Raw genomic sequence first — 15,871 nt, 5'->3', positions numbered from 1 at the left:
CCAGCGCGGCCTGGATCGCGGAGGTCTGGGTGAGGACGTCGATCAGGTACCGGTCGTCGTGCGGGCCGTGCGGGCGCCTGGTGACATGCCTCCGCCGCTGTGTCGACGTCGCGAGCGGTACGAGTGCCGCAGATCGCGGAGGCGCAGCCGTCCGGCGCCCTCCTCGCTTCGTGCGCGACCGTTCGGTCAGGTTCCAATGGCCAACCCCAGCAGAGGGGATGCGACTGCGCCGACCACGAGGCCGCCGCCCAACGGGGCAACACGCGGGCCCATGGGCGCCAGCACGAGCCCGATCATCACGATGACGAAGACGGGTATTGAGCTGGCATAGACAAGATGCGTGGCCCACAGGTTCGGGTCGTCACCCCGCGATGGGGGAAGCATCCCAACGATCACGAACAACAGGGTGTGGAGTCCGCCACCTGTAGCAGTCCCCATCATCACGAGAAGCCAGAAGGAACGCCTGCTGAGTCGAGCCACGGAGGAGCTTCTCACCGGCGGATGATCTCACGTGGTGGACGCGCGCGGGACGCGCAAGCGGGCGAGACTCGTTCTCGGCACTGGCCGCCCGCCGCTGCCACCCCGGCCTGCCGATCCCGCCCCTGTCGCATGACGTCGAGCAGCTGTACGCCCGCGAACTGCTCGGCGACGGCACCGGCGCGACCGGGTACCTCCGCAAGGGAACGGGCGGTCGGCAGGCTATACGGACAGACCGATCCACGGCCGGACGGTCGGTGCGATGATCAGGCGATGAGCGACCAGCCGGACTGGACGACACCCATCCGGGCGGTGCACGTGCGGCACGGTACCCAGACGGCCTGCGGCGGGATCGCCATCGTGCTCGCCGACGTCGAGCCGCATGCGGCATACGCCTTCACCGCACGGTTCGACGGGCGACCGCCCGGCCCGGCCGACCTGCGCCAGGAGTGTGTCGAGGGCTTCGCCGACGGGATGCGGACCGAGTTGGCTCGGCTCTGCGGCGGCCAGCCGCCCCCGGTCCGGGTCGTGCTGCGCCGAATCCTGGTCCACGACGTGGACTCGTCGGCGGCGATCAACCGGGCGGCCGGGCGGCTGGCCGCCTTGGAGGCGGTCCGGCGCGCCACCGACGGCCGGCCAGCACCCTGACCAGCCGGCGGCATGCGGTGAACCGCCAGAGCGCCACCACCCCCGCCGGACCGCCGCCGGGGCCATGTATCCAACCTTCCGCAGCTTCCAGAGTGCTGCCGCCCATCGCAGCATTCGAGGTGGGGGTGAAAGCCACCTGCTGCGGGAGGATGACGCCCAGGACCGGGCGACGTGGGTCGACAGAATTCTCGCTGATCTCAAGCCCTACGACGCGGGGGTCTTGGACGAGTTCTCAGCCGCCGTTGTCGATTCGATTGTCCACGGCGATCCAGTTCGTCTCCCACGTCTGCCCGCCGTCGTCTGAGAACGCCTGCTCGAACCTCGCCTTGTCCGGGCCCTGCCGGAAGATGAGGAAGCGCACCTTGATCGCACGCCCCCCGAGCTGGTCGTCGCCGTAGAACTCGCCCACACCGTCGTGGAACCCGCCGTACACGGACGGGGTGAGCAGTCCATCCCGGATGTTCACAAAGGTCAGGCTCCAGCGCCCCGCCTGGGGCTCATAGAGCCGCAGATTGAGGCCCTCGATCCGTCCGTTCGGCCCCGAAACCTTGAGTTCGACGACATTCGCACGCCGGTCCAGCAGCGGACGCACGACGCTCGTACCCTCGAAGTGGAGCCATTCATCCTCGGATCCCGAGAGCGGATCGGCGAGCACCCGCACCTTGGTATGCCAGGCACCGATCTCCCAGTCGAAGTCACGTTGGCCATCCTCGACAGCCGCCAAAGCCATGGAGGAGGCCGTCGCCGCGTCGCCCGACGCCGCCATGGCGGTCAGCATGAGGAGCGAGAGGCACGGGACCAGGATTCGCTTGTACGGCACGGTGATTTTGGTGTGAAGGTTCATGATTCAACTATTCGAGCGGAGCACGCCCGTGAACAAGAAGGCACCTGCACGTAACCCCTCACCGTCGCGCCCCAATCCTCTACCCGGCTGCCCGATGGCCGCGGCGTTCGCCGCGATCGGTGGAAAGTGGAAGCTGACCCTTGTGTACTGGCTAGCCCATGGCGAGTGCCACTTCGCCGGCCTCCGCCGTCTGGGCGCGCCGATCACGCCGAAAGTGCTGGCCGAGCAGCTGCGCGAACTCGAAGCTGACGGGCTCGTCGAGCGCATCGTGACCGGACCCATCCCGGCGCCGGTCATCTACAGGCTCACCTCCTACGGCACTACGGTTCTGCCTGTCGTGGAAGGCGTCCGGGTCTGGGGCGAGGCGCACCTTCAGCGCACCCATGGTCAGGCCACACCCGACGAGTCGATGCGCTGCACGCATGCGATCGCGTAGGCCCGCGCTGACCGTGGTGGGTGTTGCCCCCTGATCTTGGGCACCTGAACCTTGGATCGTGATGGCATGGGCGTGCCGCCTCAACTGTCACGGTCTCCTTCCCCGACACCGGCGGGTTGTGGGAGCAGCCCGGGGGGGGGGGCCTCGGCCTCGCCGCCTGCGCCCGAGGGGTCCGAGCAGGGGATGACGATTACGAATCCCCCGTTGCGGATGCCGTGGACGGCAAGGGGGATCCATCCACCCGTGGTCCTCGGCACGGTGGTTTCGTTCGCTCTCGACGTGCCGTGGGCCAGCGACGTGATCGGGGAACGACTCATCTGGCCGGAGGTCATGCTGTCGCGGTTGCGGGAGTTCTTTGGGCTGGCCGGCAGAGAGTTCGATACCTTCGTGTCCCCGCCAGGTGCCTCCGTATGGCAACGTCTCCGCTTGGTAGAGCACAACCTCCCGGGAGAAGAACGGTGCCAGCGGCGTGAAGTCCGCGGTTCCCGGACCACCGGCCGCGAGGTACTCGGCTTCCGCTGCGTACATCCTCTTCAGCACGGACAACCCTGCCGTCGACGCGGTTTCGATCATGAATTGCACTCTTCCTGTAGGCGCCACGGAGCGCCGGCGGAAATCGGCCGTCGCGTTGGTCGCGTCGACCGACCGCTCGTCGGCAGTCGCATGCAAGCGGCTCAGGGCCGAGGCGGCTGTCAGGCATGCCCTGTTGTGGTCCGGCAGCATCTGCTGTTCGTCAGTCGGCCCACCGGTGCTCACCCCAGGCCGCCGAAGTATCCCTCCTCCTCGCCGAGCAGCAGCGGCACGTCGTAGATCGACATGTCCGGCCGAGTCCTGATGTACCGCACCCGGTGTCGCCACCGTTGGTGTTCGAAGGCCACGTCGGCGTCGATCTCGACGACCGTGGTGGGGTCCACCTGCACATATGGCAGTGGTTCGGGCCGGTCCAGTTGCCCGGACCAGGACGGCGGCAGTGGCTGCGGCCAGGGATGCACCGTTGCGCCGTGGCGCGGCAACGCGCGAACGGGGGACAGCATGGCCGCGAGTTCGGCCCGCTGGGTGGGGTTCAGCGGGTGGGTGCGGCCGGTGTATCGCAGGGTTCCTCGCCGGTCGAACCGGCCGAGCAGCAGGGTGTCCGGGTCGCGGATGCTGCCGGTCACGCCACCGATGATCGCCTCGGTGGTGATCCGGGTCCGGTATTTCCGCCAGCCGCGCCGGCCAGGCTCGTACCGGCTGGTCGACTGCTTGCTGACCACGCCTTCGATGCCGGTGGCGACGGTCCAGTGCGTCAGCCAGTCCGCGACCTGCCGCGAGTCTGCGGTCTGCGGGGTGAGGGTGAGCTGTGCTGGCGCGCCGGCGAGCAGTTGTTCGAGCCGGTAGCGCCGCTGCGACAGCTCGCGGTTCAGGATCACCTGTCCACCGGGGTTCGCGAGGAGGTCGAACAGCACGTAGTGGGCGGGGCACTCGCGGGCCAGGCGCAGCAGGTCGCGGCCGGCGGTGACGCGCCGCTGCAGCTGCGCGAAGTTCGTCCGGCCGCCCTGCAGCACGATCAACTCGCCGTCGAGCACCGCCCCCGGTGCTATGGCCGCGCGGACGGCCCGGGTGATGTCAGGGAAGTATGTGGTCAGGTTGCGGCCGGCCCGTGACTGGAGATACACGCCATCGGCGTCTCGGAAGGCGATGGCCCGCCAGCCGTCCCACTTCGGCTCGTGAACCAGGTCCGGGCCCTCGGGCACCTCGTCGACGGGCGCGGCGAGCATCGGCGCGACCGGCCGGCGCAGCACCGGTCCGGCGCCCGCCTGCCCCCGGCTGCGGGCCGGGCTCACCGCCGAAGCGGGATGTGAACGCTGATCATGTCCGCCCCCTGCAGAACATGGTGGGGGAGCGACGGCCACTCTGGGGTGAAGATCCGCGACAACGAATGCCTACAGCCGCCCCCGGATGCCAGCGGGCCAAGGGGAAGCCTCGACATTGACCTCGGTGGCTACCCTCCCCGGGTGGACCGTGACTCAGACCAACCCCCCGATGACCTCCGTCCGGACCTGTCAGACGAACAGGTTCTCTACGACGAAGCAGATATTCCTCCTGCGATACCCGAGTTCGTGTTCTGGCTCGGCGGCGCAGTCGGAGGCGGCATCCTCGGGAACGCCACCTACGACGCGCTCAAGGCGGCACTCGGCGCCCTCCGCCGCATCAAGGATGGGCCCGCTCTGAACGAGATGGAGGTAGTGGGGTCGCGAGAGAGGCTGCCCGCCTCAGGTCGCGCCGAAACGGTGAGGACGGAAACGGTGACTTCGAGGTCACCGCAGTTGAACAGACGGCTGGTGGCTGGAGCGTCGAACTCACGGGATCGACGACAACGCTCCGGGTGAGGCTGCCGCAGCGGCGTGACCGCAACGGAATCGTGCAAGCCAGGGTCCGAGACATTGGGTTTGGGTGAAGTGAGCAGGCCGCCCGCGAAGTGCTCGAAGACGACCGTTGTCCCCGCCTCCCCCGTACCTCAGGAGGAACGAGGGGTGTCCTGCCCGAGTCCTCGGCGAATCGCGATCTCCACTGGCGAGTACGCACCGTCGGCCCGTTCCAGTTCGTACGGCGCGGCCGGCACCAGCGGCGGCTGGGCCATGAAGCGCGGCCGCGTCCCGTGGTGCGGTTGCGCCGCGTGCACCAGGAACGGATGGCACAGGAAGACATCGCCCGGGGACCCGGTGGCCAGGGCGAGTGGCCGATGGTCGGACGCCGCCACCAACTCGGGCGCGAGGTCCAGCCCGCTCGCCCCGTCCTCCCCGTACTTCTCCAGCACCTTCGGCACGTCGAGGTGTGAGCCGACCCGGATCCGGGTCGGGGCGTCCTCCGCACCGACCTCGCTGAACAGGAACAGCATCAGCAGCGCCCGGCCCCGGGAGCGAAGATTCGTGAAGTACCAACTCGCACCCTCCGGCAGATAGCTGCCCTCGATGTGCCAGCCCGCGTCGTTCGGCTCATCCTTGTGTGGGAAGCGCAACGGGAACGTACCCAGCGAGTAACGCGGCTCCCAGCGTCCCGCGCCGACGAGCAGGTCGTACGCGTGATGGAGGAACGGAGAATTGGGTGCGGCGGCGAACGGCCCCTGCGCCATGCCGGGCACCCAGTGCACGGGCTGCGTCCAGGTGGCTGGGTCGTCCGGGTCGTAGCCCGTCTCCCGCCACAGCAGCCGCGCGCAGTCCGCGGCCACGCGCGGTGCGACGGCGCCCGCCAACTTCACGAAGCCGTCGCGAAGGAACCGGGATACCAGTGTCGTGTCGTCCATGCCCCCATCGTGTGGCGGCACCGATCCCGATCACCCGACACTTTCCGCTCCGCTTCTGTCGGGTGCGCACTCGGCGACACTTCGCTACGGCCAGCCCGCGACCCCGCCCGGTCTCGCCTCGGCGGTCACTATCAGGCGAGTGCCGACGACCCGGGGGAAGGCGGCCAGATGACATCCCGACCAGCACGACCCTTCGCCGTCAACACGTGTCGGTGACCGTGATGAGACGCAGGGGGAGTGGGGACCAGGTACGGGGGGAACCGAGATCAAGTACTGCTAGCCTGGCCGTCCTGCCGGAGATGTGGGGAGACGGCGATGGCAGACAAGAGGGTGGAGCCCTGTGACGTTGAGGTGGACGAGCTGGGGCTGTCGCTGCTCGGGTGGCAGATCGTGGATGTTCGGGCCCGGCTGACGACCGAGTCGTATCGGGACGGAACTCACTACCAGAAGGTCACGGTCGCCGGCAGTGCCCGGTTCTTGGAGGAGGACTGGAGCACCCGGTTTGACAGCGGGGACTGGGCGCCAAATCTGATGCTCTCGCTCAGCCTGCGAGACGGCGACGCTCCGCCGAACTTCGAACGCGCCGTCATGGAGAAGGCCGAGGTCGCCGGTAAACGCCCTGTGCGTTTCACTGAGACGAGCGACGAGTGGGAGACCGCGCGGCCGCTGACGCCGGACCAGTTGCGGATCCGCTTGACGGCCTATGACTTCGAGGACGTGGGGCCGGACTTCGACCTGCCCGCCCGGGAGGTCACGCCGCTACCGGTGGAGCTGATCGACGAGACCTCCTGGACGTCGGTGCGCCTGCTACCCACGGTGACCGCGCAGGTGTGGCACGACAAGTACGGCGACAAGGTCCGGGTGCATGCCGAGGGCATGATGGCCTTCGGGTCCGCGGAGGAGATGCTGGCCGAGCGGAAGGCGCGACGCTCCTGGGGACAGGACGCGACGGTAGCCTCCGAGTCGCCGTTCAAGGTCAAGGGCCCCGGCTTCGTCGTAGAGATCCTCGATGACGACGACTTTCTGCTGGAAAAGCACGAAGTCGACCTGTACGCCAAAATCCCGGTGAACGATCAGGGGCGGACACCAGACCGCCAGCCGCGATGGGTCGCCAACACCAGCGACAACGTCGAGGACCTTGCCGGCAAGCCGACCCGGGTTGTCGTCCGGATCATGGACGGGGACGACCTGTGAGTGACACGCTCGCCTGGCGTCTCGGGCATCTGCAGGAGACGCTGGTCCGGGAGAATGCGCAGGCGCCGGGGCTGTTCGGGGAAATCGCCCGGATGGAGGGACTGCTCGCGGAGACCTATCGGGACCGGGTGCCCTACGAGCTGTTGCAGAACTCGGACGACGCCGGCTCCCACACGGTGGAGATCACGCACCGGGCCGACGGATCGTTCGTCTGGCGCAATGACGGGCGGGAGCTGAACGCCGCAGACATCGAGGCGCTCTGCCGCAGCGCCAGCTCCACCAAGCAGCGTGGCGACTCCATCGGATACCGGGGGATCGGCTTCAAGTCGCTGGCGGCCGTTGCCACGCGGATCGACGTGCGCTCGGGGAACATCGGGTTCGCGTTTGATCGGGATCGGGCGGCAGCGTTGCTCGGTGGCGTCCCGGTCGGCTCGGTGCCGCTGATCCGCATCCCGACCGACATCCGTGACGAGGAGCCGCAGCCCGGTGTCGCCTTCACCGTGACCCGGAGCGCGACGGGAACGGCGTTCGGCACCATCGATCCCATCGCCGCTCTGTTCCTGCGGCACGTCGGACGCATCGTCACCACCTCGGAAAGCGGCAGCGACACCCTCCGGATCGTCCGCGACGCGGAACCGGGCGCTCCGCCCGGTGACGGCGGCTCCGTCGCGCTTCACGGTGACAGCGGCGAGGCGCGATTCGCCGTGCTCCGACATGGCACCGCGACGGTGGCCGTTCCGCTGGACTCCCGCGCGGTCGCGCTGGCCGGGGTACGCGGCCGCCTCGCCTGCTTCCTGCCACTCCAAGACGAGATCGGCCTTCCGGTGGTGGTCTCCGGAGACCTGCTCACCGACCCGTCCCGCACGCACGCCGTGGTGGCCGACGCCTCCACCCGCCAGGTTCTGCGAGACGCGGCCACCGCGATCGCCGAACAGCTGTCCACGCCGGGCGCGCCCACCTTCGACCGGCTGTGGGAGCTACTGCTCGACGGAGAGGACATCCGAAGCGCGCTGCTCGCCGCCACCGACACCGCCGCGAAGGTGCTGCTCAGCGCTCTCCGCGAGGCGATGGCATCGCGCCGGCTGCCGTTTTCCTACTCCACTCTCGTCCTGGAGCCGGAGGACGTCCCGGTCCTCTTTCCACAGGGTGCGCCAGCCGCTCTCTACACCGCCAGAAATAGAGCGAGTGCCCGCGCGATCAAGGCAACCCTGGGCCTCACCACGTTCGACTTCAACGCGCTGCTGGCCGGCCCGGACGTGCCGAAAGTCTCCGCGCCGCTGCAGACGCGCCTGACCGAGCACCTGACCGAGCTCGCCAAGATGCACGGCCGGCGGCTCAGCGAGGCCGAACGGCGGTTCGTCGAGTCCGCGGCGGGACCAGCGACGGAGGAACCCACGAAGGAGGCACCCGCGGCGGTCGTCGAGCGGACTCCGCCTCGTGCGCCATCCCGCGGGGAGCCACTTTCCGAAGTACTCACCCGGTGGCGGGCCGCTGAGGAAGCCGCACGGCAGTACCTGAACGCGCGCGGCTGGGACCTGCGCGACGTCAGCACCCAGAACGTCGGCTACGACCTCGAGGGCACCCAACCCGACGGCACCCCGGTGCGGCTCGAGGTCAAGAAGGTCGACCGTCCCGACGCCCGGTTCGCCATGACGAACAACGAGATGTCGCTGATGCTCGGCACGCCGGGAGGTTACTACCTCGCCATCGTGGTAGGAGACGGCCGCTACGCGAAGCTGGTGCTCCTGGATCCATCCCGAGAGGGCCTGACGCGCGAGCGCGTGTGCCGCCGCTGGGACTGGGAGTTCACCGACTGGGCACGGTTCGCGCTACCGGTGGAATGAGGCGTGCAGACACACGTCACACCGGTGGCTGGGAGCGAGTGAGCGGAATGGTCGCGACGTCAGCCACGTGAACGGTCGCGGGCTAGTCCCCAGCCGGATGCCACCGGGCGACGGCTGCCAAGATCCGCGCCCGGGCGGTCAGGGATCGCCTGGACTGCCGGGCGCCGCCGACCGAGGGTCGTGACCTACGGCTGCTGGCCGGCACAGCGGAAGGTGGGCGGCGCCGCTTTCGAAAGTACTTACGCAGGAGCCGCCGTTGCGCCTGCTGGCGAGGTCACATGGTCGGACGTCCGTGGCATGCTGGCGGCCGTGACCCCGTTGACGATCATCAAGGGTGATGCGACGAGCCCGCAGGCCAAAGGCCGCAAGGTGATCGCGCACCTCTGCAATGACCTGGGCGGCTGGGGCAAGGGCTTCGTCCTGGCGATCTCCCGCCGCTGGCCGGAGCCGGAACGCGACTACCGCCAGTGGCATCGTGGCCGGGCGAGCAACGACTTCGCGCTCGGTGCCACCCGGCTGGTGCAGGTCGCCCCGGATGCATGGGTGGCAAACATGGTCGGCCAGCGGGGGATCAGGACCGGCAGCGCCGGCCCGCCGATCCGCTATGACGCCGTCGAACGATGTCTGGCTTCCCTTGCCGACCAAGCGCATGCGTTGGGTGCGTCTGTGCACATGCTTCGCATTGGCTGCGGGCTGGCTGGCGGTGCGTGGAACCGGGTCGAGCCGATCATCCTCCGAACCCTCTGCGCACGGGACATCAGCGTGACCGTGTACGACCACCGGTAGCAGCACCCTGGCGGACACGGACCGCGCGTCGCGAAGCGCGGCCGGCTGCCCGTGGGCGGCCGCGCGGACGTGCCGCTGAGCGGGCGTTCCAACCATGGCCTTGCCGAACGCGTAACATAGTGGTTACGCTCTTCGGGTGGACGAGGTGGCGGCGGCGATAGCCGACCCGGTGCGGCGCGACATCCTGGTGATGCTGCGCGAGCAGCGGCTCCCCGCGGGTGAGATCGCCGAGCGGTTCACCATCAGCCGGCCTGCCGTCAGCCGGCACCTGCGGGTGCTCCGGGAGAGCGGCCTGGTCCGCGACACGCTCGTCGGCCGCCAACGCTTCTACGAGTTGGACGCGTCGCGGTTCGCCGGCTTGATCGGGTGGCTCGACCAGTTCGCCCGGGCCGCCGGCTGGGAGCGGCGCCTCGACGCGCTGGAGACCGAGGTCTATCGCACCCGTCGCGAGCGCCGCCGGCGCGACACGACGGATCAACGGCAGGAGAAAACGGCATGAGCAATCCACCTACGGGCCGGCTCTTCCCAACGGCTGACGGCCGCGATCTCATCCTCAGCCGCACGTTCCGGGCACCCATCGAGGACGTGTGGGCCAGCGTGACCGAACCCGACCGCACCGCCCGGTGGTTCGGAGCGTGGGAAGGCGATGCCGCCCCCGGTCACATGATCAAATTGCAGATGGCCTACGAGGATCAGGCACCGTGGTTCGACGTGCGGATCGACGCATGCGACCCACCGCGGCGACTGGCCCTGTCGACGACCGACGAGTCGGGCAACTGGCGGATCGAGCTACTGCTGTCGCACACCGATGGTCAGACCGAGCTCCGGCTCGTGCACCACCTCGACACCACCGACGAGATCGGCGAGATGGGCCCCGGCTGGGAGTACTACCTGGACATGCTGATAGCAGCCCGGGACGGCTTGTCCACGCCGAGTTTCGACGACTACTACCCGGCGATGAAGCCCTACTACGATTCGCTGCCCACCCGGACCGACCCGGCCTGACCTTGCCAAGGCTGCTGGCAGGTAGAAGCCAACTCATAATCTTCTACCGCCGACCGTGGATGCGGTTGCTCAGCGCGCCAGCCCGGCGCGCGCTGCGGCGATGGCTTGGTCGAGGCTTCTGTCGCCAGGGCTGGTCACCTCTGGGTCGGTCATCTCATCTTCGATGATGCGGCCAGCGCGGCGTGCAGGTCCGCCACACCCGGCTCGGTGGGAACATCGTCATGAGCTTGCTGCCGACGGAGACGACCTCACGCCGGGTTCGCGTCGAATCGTCTCGTTATGATCTTGAAAAGCAACTCTGTAGGCGCTTACGTCCGGGTGGCGGATTACGTGCGCGGATGGTCCACACTGGTTCGACTACGCGCTGTCAGGAGGCAGTGATGAACCGCCGAGCCGCCACATAGCGGCGGCTGGTTTTTGACGTTGGGCAGGAGATGGCTCTGGCCTCCCGAGCGGGAGGGCCTTATTCACTAGCGGCGAAGCGCTCCACGTTATCGATGGGGCCGACCACCAGGATCAGGTCGCCGTAGGTGAGCACGGTGTCGGGTGTGGCATGGGTGAAGCTCGGCTCTCGCCCGCCGATCCCGGCCTGGGGCTTCACGGCGACCACGGTGACACCCCATTTACTGCGCAGCTTCGACTCGCGTAGTGGCATGCCGACGACGTCGCGCGGTGGTTTGGTCTTGATCACGGCGAAGTCGGCATCGACCTCGACATAGTCGAGGATCCGCCCGGAGAGCAGGTGCGCGACGCGTTCGCCCATGTCGTGCTCAGGCGCGACGACATGGTGGGCGCCGACGCGGGTGAGGATGTTGCCGTGTTGGCCCGTGACGGCCTTGGCCCAGATGTCGGAGACACCGAGTTCGGACAGCAGGCTGGTGGTGAGGATGCTGGCCTGAATGTCGGTGCCGATCGCGACCACGGCACGGTGGAATTCCGCGACGCCGAGTTGTCGGAGTGCTTCGACGTCGGTGGAGTCTGCGGTGATCACGTGTGGAATCTGTCCGACGAGGGATTGGACGACCTTGGGTCTGTTGTCGATGCCGAGCACCTCCGTGCCCCGCCTGACCAGTTCGAGGGCCAGGGCGCTGCCGAAGCGTCCGAGCCCGATCACCACTACCGGTTCGGTGTGTGTTTCAGCCAACGATCGTCCTCTCCTCGGGCAGTTCGAAGCGGCGGTTACGATCTCGCAGCGCCAGGGCGGACGCCACGGTGAGAGGTCCGATCCGGCCGATGAACATCAGCAGGATCAGCAGGATGTTTCCCTGTGGCGGCAGGCTACCGGTGATGCCGGTGGACAGACCGACGGTGGCGAACGCGGACACGACCTCGAACAGGATCGCGTCGAGCCGGTACGGGGTGATGGCCAGCAGGATGAACGTGGCGACAACCACCGCGCCGATGCTCAGCAGGACGATCGCCAGAGCCTGACGCTGGTTGCTCGGCGGGATCCGGCGCCGACCCACATTGACCTGCGTCTCTCCGCGCATCTCCGACCAGAGCACGAAGGCCAGCAGCCCGAAGGTGGTGACCTTGATGCCGCCAGCGGTGCCGGCGCTGCCGCCTCCGATGAACATCAGCACGTCGCTGGCCAGCAGGCTCTCCGGACGCATGGCGCCGATGTCGACGCTGTTGAAGCCGGCGGTCCGGGTCATCGTCGAGGAAAAGAACGCAGCCAGGAGCTTTTGCGGGCCCTCCAGGGGGCCGAGCGTTCGGGGATTGGAGAACTCCGCGAGGGCCAACACGATCGTGCCCAGGGCCAGGAGCGCCACCGTCAGGACGACGGTGATTCGGGTCATGACGGACCACAGGGCCGGTCGCCGCCAGCCGCGGGCCAGTTCGAACACCACCGGGAAACCGAGGCCACCGAGGATGACCGCAGCGGCGATCGTCAGACTGATCCAGGGGTCGGTGACGTACCGCATGAGGCTGTCGGCGTTGGTCGAGAAGCCGGCGTTGTTGAACGCCGAGATGGCATGAAAAGTCCCGTCGTACAGCGCGGTACCGAACGGCGCGTCGTAGGCCGTGGCGAACCTGACGGTCAGCACCACCGCGACCACGGCCTCACTGGCGAGGCTGAACAGTACGATCCGACGGACCACCCCGCGTACGTTGGTCAGCTCCAGGCTTTTCGTCTCCGCCTGGGCCAGGAACCGCGCACGCAGTCCGAGCCGTCGCGAGAGCAGCACCGTGAACAGCGTCGCCAGGGTCATGATGCCGAGTCCGCCGGCCTGGATCAGCAGCAGGATCACGGCCTGGCCGAAACCGGACCAGTAGCTGCCGGTGTCCACCGTGACCAGGCCGGTGACGCACACCGCCGACGTGGCGGTGAACAGGGCGTCCACCAGGTCGGCCCGCTGGCCGGCACGGGTCGCCACCGGTAACGACAGCAGCGCGGTGCCGACGGCCACCGCAGCGGCGAAACCGGTGGCGATCACCTTGGCCGGATGCTGGAAGCGATCGGTACGCCGCTGCCACGCGGGCCTACGGCCCAGTAGCGGCACGAGCGACCCGCTCACCCGTGAACCACATGTCGACGACGGCCGGGACAGGTCATCCGGATACCGTGTCCGACCGCAACTCCCATGGAACGAATCATCGCACCCCGCCCTCGACTCGCCCGCCGTTGCCCGACATCGCCGGTAACCAGGTGGTGCCGACACCGGACCGATGGCCGCAGCCGCGACGGGGCCGCCGGCGCCAGATCAAGGTCTGGCACCGGCGGCTACTCCACTCAGGCGCCCCCGGCCAGGTCACGCCGGCGGAACGTGGCCACGGCCGCCTGGGCGACTGCCGCGGCGAGCACCGTCAGCACCACGACCGCGACCAGGCTGATGTCGACCAGGGGATACTCCCCGATGTGCTCGAACGGCGACAGCCGTACCGCCGTGTCGGGTATGTCGAGGATCGGGGCGAAGAATCCGACGATCAGCCCGTAGGCGAGCACTCCCCAGATGGCCGGCAGTACCCGCGGCAAGGCCGCGTAGAGCACGGTGGCGGCGGCGAGGACGAGCCAGACCGCCGGGGTGTGGGCGACATGGCCGAGCACCAGTTGGCCAAACAATCCCTCGTCACCGGTGCTCACCGCGGCCCCCACGCCCATGCCGACACCGGCGACCAGCAGCAGCCACGGTACGCCTAGAGCGGCCACGGCGACGTGGCTGGCGACCCAGGCCGGTCGGCTTACCGCGGTGGCGAGGACCGACTCGGCTCGCCCTTCGGCTTCCTCCGCGCGAAGCGTCTGTACGGCAAGCACGGCATAGACCCCGACCGCCAACGCCATCGTCAGGCCCAGAGTGCCGAGGAAGCCGGCCAGCAGGTTCTCCGAACCGCCCATGACCGCGATCAGGTCTTCCGGTGCGTCCGCGAAACCGTCGAGCAGGGGCTGGGTGAACGAACCGTAGGCGAGCCCGGCGACGAGCAACGACATGCTCCAACCGATCAGGCTGGCCCGGTGCAGCCGGAAGGCGAGGGCGAGCGGGCTGGCCAGCCAGGCCGCGGCCCGGGGGGATCCGAGCCGGGGTGGCACCAGACCCGCGCCGAAGTCCCGGCGTACCGACAGGGCGTAACCCACCCCCGCGGCGGCCGCCGTGAACGCCACGGAGATCGCCAGTGGCCACCAGCGGTCGTGCACGTAGGGCGCGGTCTGCTGCGACCAGCCGATCGGTGACAGCCAGGACAGCCAGGCCGGGCCGCTGCCCTGCACCGCCGCCATGTCGCCGAGTCCGCGCAGCATGAACGCGGCCCCGAGTACAGCGCCAGCGGCGCCGGACGCGGCCCGCGGGTACTCCGACAGCTGAACGGTCACCGTCGCGATGCCGGCGAAGGTCAGCGCCACCGCGCCGACCGATGCGCCGAACAGCAGCGATCCGCCCGCGTCGTACCCACGGCTGATCATCATCGCGCCGATCAGCAGCGCGACCAGAACCGCCATCGCGGTAGCGAGCGTCAGCGCGGCGGTGAGCTGGGCGTGCCGGCCGACCACGTTGGCGCGAATCAGCTCGGCCCGGCCGGAGCGCTCCTCGGCGCGGGTGTGCCGCACGACGGTGAGCAGTCCCATCAGGCCGGCCCCGATCGCCACATAGAGGCCGTACTGGCCGGCGAGGAAGCGTTCGATGGTCAGGTCGTCGAAGCCGAAGCCCCGGCCGCTGAACAGCGCGCCGGCCGGGCTGCCGGAGAACGCGGTCAGCCCCTCCAGGTCCGCCGGGCTCTTGACGAGGGTCTCCAGCGCGGTGGCGAAGTACGTCATCAGCAACGTCAGCCCGAGGATCCACGCGGGAAAGCGGATCCGGTCGCGGCGCAGCATGAACCGGAGGAGCCTGCCGGTTCCGGTGACCGCGCTTCCCCGGGCGGAGACGGCGTGCGCCGGACGGTCGAGCGTCACCGTGGCCATCACGCCACCTCCGCGGCGCCGTCGTGGACGAGCTGGTCGCCGTAGTGGCGCAGCAGCAGCTGCTCCAGGGTCGGCGGCCGGACGGTCAGCCCCTGCACGCCGAGGTCGCCCAGCTGCCGAACCACGGCGGCGAGGTGATCGCCGTCGACCTCGAAGCGCACGTGGCCGTCCTCGGACCGCAGCCCGTGCACGCCGGCGAGGCCGGCAAGGGTGTCGGCCGGGCGGTCGGTGACTGCGTCGACCGAGGTACGGGTCAGGTGACGCAGGTCGGTCAGCGAGCCGGTCTCGACGATCTGACCCTGTCGGATGATCGAGATCTGGTCGGCGAGCACCTCGACCTGGGCGAGGATGTGGCTGGACAGCAGGACGGTGCGGCCGGCGGCCTTCGCCTCGCGGATGCACTCCTGGAACACCGCCTCCATCAGCGGATCCAGTCCCGCGGTGGGCTCGTCGAGCAGGAGCAGCTCGACGTCACTGGCCAGCGCGGCGATCAGGGCCACCTTCTGCCGGTTGCCCTTGGAGTAGGTGCGGCCCTTCTTGCGCGGGTCGAGGTCGAAACGCTCACACAGTTCGTCGCGGCGGACGGGGTCGGTGCCGCCGCGCAGGCGGGCGAACAGGTCGATCGCCTCGCCGCCGGTGAGGTTGGGCCACAGCTCCACGTCGCCGGGGACGTAGGCGAGCCGGCGGTGCAGCCGCACCGCGTCGGCCCACGGGTCGCCGCCGAGCATCCGGGCGCGGCCGCTGTCGGCCCGGAGCAGCCCGAGCAGGATCCGGATGGTGGTGGACTTGCCGGCGCCGTTGGGACCGAGGAAACCATGCACGGTTCCGGTCTCGACCCGCAGGTCGAGTCCGTTCAGCGCGGTGACCCGGCCGAAAGACTTGTGGATGTTCTGGATATCGATGGCAGCAGTCATCGTCGTAGGCCTCATTCGAGGAAAAGCCCAGGGCAAACTGGGGTCCG

The 15,871-nt window shown here is 68.9% G+C and carries 15 protein-coding genes; 8 read left to right on the top strand and 7 right to left on the bottom strand.

Going from position 1 to position 15,871, the window contains the following annotated elements:
* Nucleotides 1-750 precede the first annotated feature (750 nt).
* Nucleotides 751-1,125 carry a hypothetical protein gene (locus DLJ47_RS35875; protein ID WP_158289867.1) on the top strand — a complete coding sequence of 125 codons (375 nt, stop codon included), beginning with the start codon at nt 751-753 and terminating at the stop codon, nt 1,123-1,125.
* A 232-nt stretch (nt 1,126-1,357) separates the two neighbouring features.
* Here the strand turns inward: DLJ47_RS35875 and DLJ47_RS22035 are convergent, their stop codons facing one another.
* Nucleotides 1,358-1,969, bottom strand: coding sequence for a hypothetical protein (locus tag DLJ47_RS22035; protein ID WP_199235958.1), 612 nt, complete (start codon nt 1,967-1,969; stop codon nt 1,358-1,360).
* Between the two features lie 94 nt (nt 1,970-2,063).
* Between DLJ47_RS22035 and DLJ47_RS22030 the strand changes: the two genes are divergently transcribed.
* Nucleotides 2,064-2,405: a winged helix-turn-helix transcriptional regulator gene (locus DLJ47_RS22030; protein ID WP_109902280.1), complete on the top strand. Its 342-nt coding sequence runs from the start codon at nt 2,064-2,066 to the stop codon at nt 2,403-2,405.
* Nucleotides 2,406-3,157: 752 nt separating this feature from the next.
* Here DLJ47_RS22030 and DLJ47_RS22020 read toward each other — a convergent pair.
* Nucleotides 3,158-4,228: an ATP-dependent DNA ligase gene (locus tag DLJ47_RS22020; RefSeq protein WP_233257944.1), complete on the bottom strand. Its 1,071-nt coding sequence runs from the start codon at nt 4,226-4,228 to the stop codon at nt 3,158-3,160.
* Nucleotides 4,229-4,399: 171 nt separating this feature from the next.
* Between DLJ47_RS22020 and DLJ47_RS35440 the strand changes: the two genes are divergently transcribed.
* Nucleotides 4,400-4,774, top strand: coding sequence for a hypothetical protein (locus DLJ47_RS35440; protein WP_146228164.1), 375 nt, complete (start codon nt 4,400-4,402; stop codon nt 4,772-4,774).
* A 128-nt stretch (nt 4,775-4,902) separates the two neighbouring features.
* Here the strand turns inward: DLJ47_RS35440 and DLJ47_RS22015 are convergent, their stop codons facing one another.
* On the bottom strand, nt 4,903-5,688 hold the full coding sequence (locus tag DLJ47_RS22015) for a phytanoyl-CoA dioxygenase family protein (protein WP_109902278.1): 786 nt from the start codon (nt 5,686-5,688) through the stop codon (nt 4,903-4,905).
* A 315-nt stretch (nt 5,689-6,003) separates the two neighbouring features.
* Here DLJ47_RS22015 and DLJ47_RS22010 point away from each other — a divergent pair, with 315 nt between their 5' ends.
* The 5 genes from DLJ47_RS22010 (at nt 6,004) to DLJ47_RS21990 (ending at nt 10,517) form a co-directional block, all read left to right on the top strand.
* Nucleotides 6,004-6,882 carry a hypothetical protein gene (locus DLJ47_RS22010; RefSeq protein ID WP_109902276.1) on the top strand — a complete coding sequence of 293 codons (879 nt, stop codon included), beginning with the start codon at nt 6,004-6,006 and terminating at the stop codon, nt 6,880-6,882.
* Complete coding sequence (locus tag DLJ47_RS22005) at nt 6,792-8,726, top strand: DUF3883 domain-containing protein (protein WP_109902274.1); 1,935 nt, start codon at nt 6,792-6,794, stop codon at nt 8,724-8,726. The genes DLJ47_RS22010 and DLJ47_RS22005 overlap by 91 nt, the downstream gene beginning before the upstream one ends.
* Nucleotides 8,727-9,023: 297 nt before the next feature.
* Nucleotides 9,024-9,512: a macro domain-containing protein gene (locus DLJ47_RS22000; protein ID WP_199235957.1), complete on the top strand. Its 489-nt coding sequence runs from the start codon at nt 9,024-9,026 to the stop codon at nt 9,510-9,512.
* A gap of 136 nt (nt 9,513-9,648) precedes the next feature.
* Nucleotides 9,649-10,011, top strand: coding sequence for a metalloregulator ArsR/SmtB family transcription factor (locus tag DLJ47_RS21995; protein WP_109902272.1), 363 nt, complete (start codon nt 9,649-9,651; stop codon nt 10,009-10,011).
* The gene (locus DLJ47_RS21990; protein ID WP_109902270.1) at nt 10,008-10,517 is read left to right on the top strand and encodes an SRPBCC family protein; all 510 of its coding nucleotides are present in this window, start codon (nt 10,008-10,010) and stop codon (nt 10,515-10,517) included. The genes DLJ47_RS21995 and DLJ47_RS21990 overlap by 4 nt, the downstream gene beginning before the upstream one ends.
* A gap of 463 nt (nt 10,518-10,980) precedes the next feature.
* Here DLJ47_RS21990 and DLJ47_RS21985 read toward each other — a convergent pair whose 3' ends face one another.
* The 4 genes from DLJ47_RS21985 to DLJ47_RS21970 all read right to left on the bottom strand — a co-directional run bounded on the left by DLJ47_RS21985 (nt 10,981) and on the right by DLJ47_RS21970 (nt 15,824).
* Nucleotides 10,981-11,661, bottom strand: coding sequence for a potassium channel family protein (locus tag DLJ47_RS21985; RefSeq protein WP_199235956.1), 681 nt, complete (start codon nt 11,659-11,661; stop codon nt 10,981-10,983).
* Nucleotides 11,654-13,036, bottom strand: coding sequence for a TrkH family potassium uptake protein (locus tag DLJ47_RS21980; protein WP_255562322.1), 1,383 nt, complete (start codon nt 13,034-13,036; stop codon nt 11,654-11,656). Before DLJ47_RS21980 ends, DLJ47_RS21985 begins: the two co-directional genes overlap by 8 nt.
* A gap of 215 nt (nt 13,037-13,251) precedes the next feature.
* Complete coding sequence (locus tag DLJ47_RS21975) at nt 13,252-14,910, bottom strand: ABC transporter permease (protein WP_109902264.1); 1,659 nt, start codon at nt 14,908-14,910, stop codon at nt 13,252-13,254.
* Nucleotides 14,910-15,824 carry an ABC transporter ATP-binding protein gene (locus DLJ47_RS21970; RefSeq protein WP_109902262.1) on the bottom strand — a complete coding sequence of 305 codons (915 nt, stop codon included), beginning with the start codon at nt 15,822-15,824 and terminating at the stop codon, nt 14,910-14,912. The genes DLJ47_RS21975 and DLJ47_RS21970 overlap by 1 nt, the downstream gene beginning before the upstream one ends.
* Between the last annotated feature and the right edge of the window lie 47 nt (nt 15,825-15,871).

Origin of the sequence: Micromonospora sp. S4605 (assembly GCF_003176715.1) — a bacterium.
Taxonomy (GTDB): domain Bacteria; phylum Actinomycetota; class Actinomycetes; order Mycobacteriales; family Micromonosporaceae; genus Micromonospora; species Micromonospora echinaurantiaca.
Note: the sequence above shows the minus strand (reverse complement) of the source record. Positions and strands in the feature narration are given on the sequence as shown.

What these genes read in the sequence shown, in the direction of transcription:
- DLJ47_RS35875 (WP_158289867.1), top strand. Translation starts at nt 751, where the DNA reads ATGAGCGACCAGCCGGACTGGACGACACCCATCCGGGCGGTGCACGTG.
- DLJ47_RS22035 (WP_199235958.1), bottom strand. Translation starts at nt 1,969, where the DNA reads ATGAACCTTCACACCAAAATCACCGTGCCGTACAAGCGAATCCTGGTC.
- DLJ47_RS22030 (WP_109902280.1), top strand. Translation starts at nt 2,064, where the DNA reads ATGGCCGCGGCGTTCGCCGCGATCGGTGGAAAGTGGAAGCTGACCCTT.
- DLJ47_RS22015 (WP_109902278.1), bottom strand. Translation starts at nt 5,688, where the DNA reads ATGGACGACACGACACTGGTATCCCGGTTCCTTCGCGACGGCTTCGTG.
- DLJ47_RS22010 (WP_109902276.1), top strand. Translation starts at nt 6,004, where the DNA reads ATGGCAGACAAGAGGGTGGAGCCCTGTGACGTTGAGGTGGACGAGCTG.
- DLJ47_RS22005 (WP_109902274.1), top strand. Translation starts at nt 6,792, where the DNA reads ATGGGTCGCCAACACCAGCGACAACGTCGAGGACCTTGCCGGCAAGCC.
- DLJ47_RS22000 (WP_199235957.1), top strand. Translation starts at nt 9,024, where the DNA reads ATGCTGGCGGCCGTGACCCCGTTGACGATCATCAAGGGTGATGCGACG.
- DLJ47_RS21990 (WP_109902270.1), top strand. Translation starts at nt 10,008, where the DNA reads ATGAGCAATCCACCTACGGGCCGGCTCTTCCCAACGGCTGACGGCCGC.
- DLJ47_RS21975 (WP_109902264.1), bottom strand. Translation starts at nt 14,910, where the DNA reads ATGGCCACGGTGACGCTCGACCGTCCGGCGCACGCCGTCTCCGCCCGG.
- DLJ47_RS21970 (WP_109902262.1), bottom strand. Translation starts at nt 15,824, where the DNA reads ATGACTGCTGCCATCGATATCCAGAACATCCACAAGTCTTTCGGCCGG.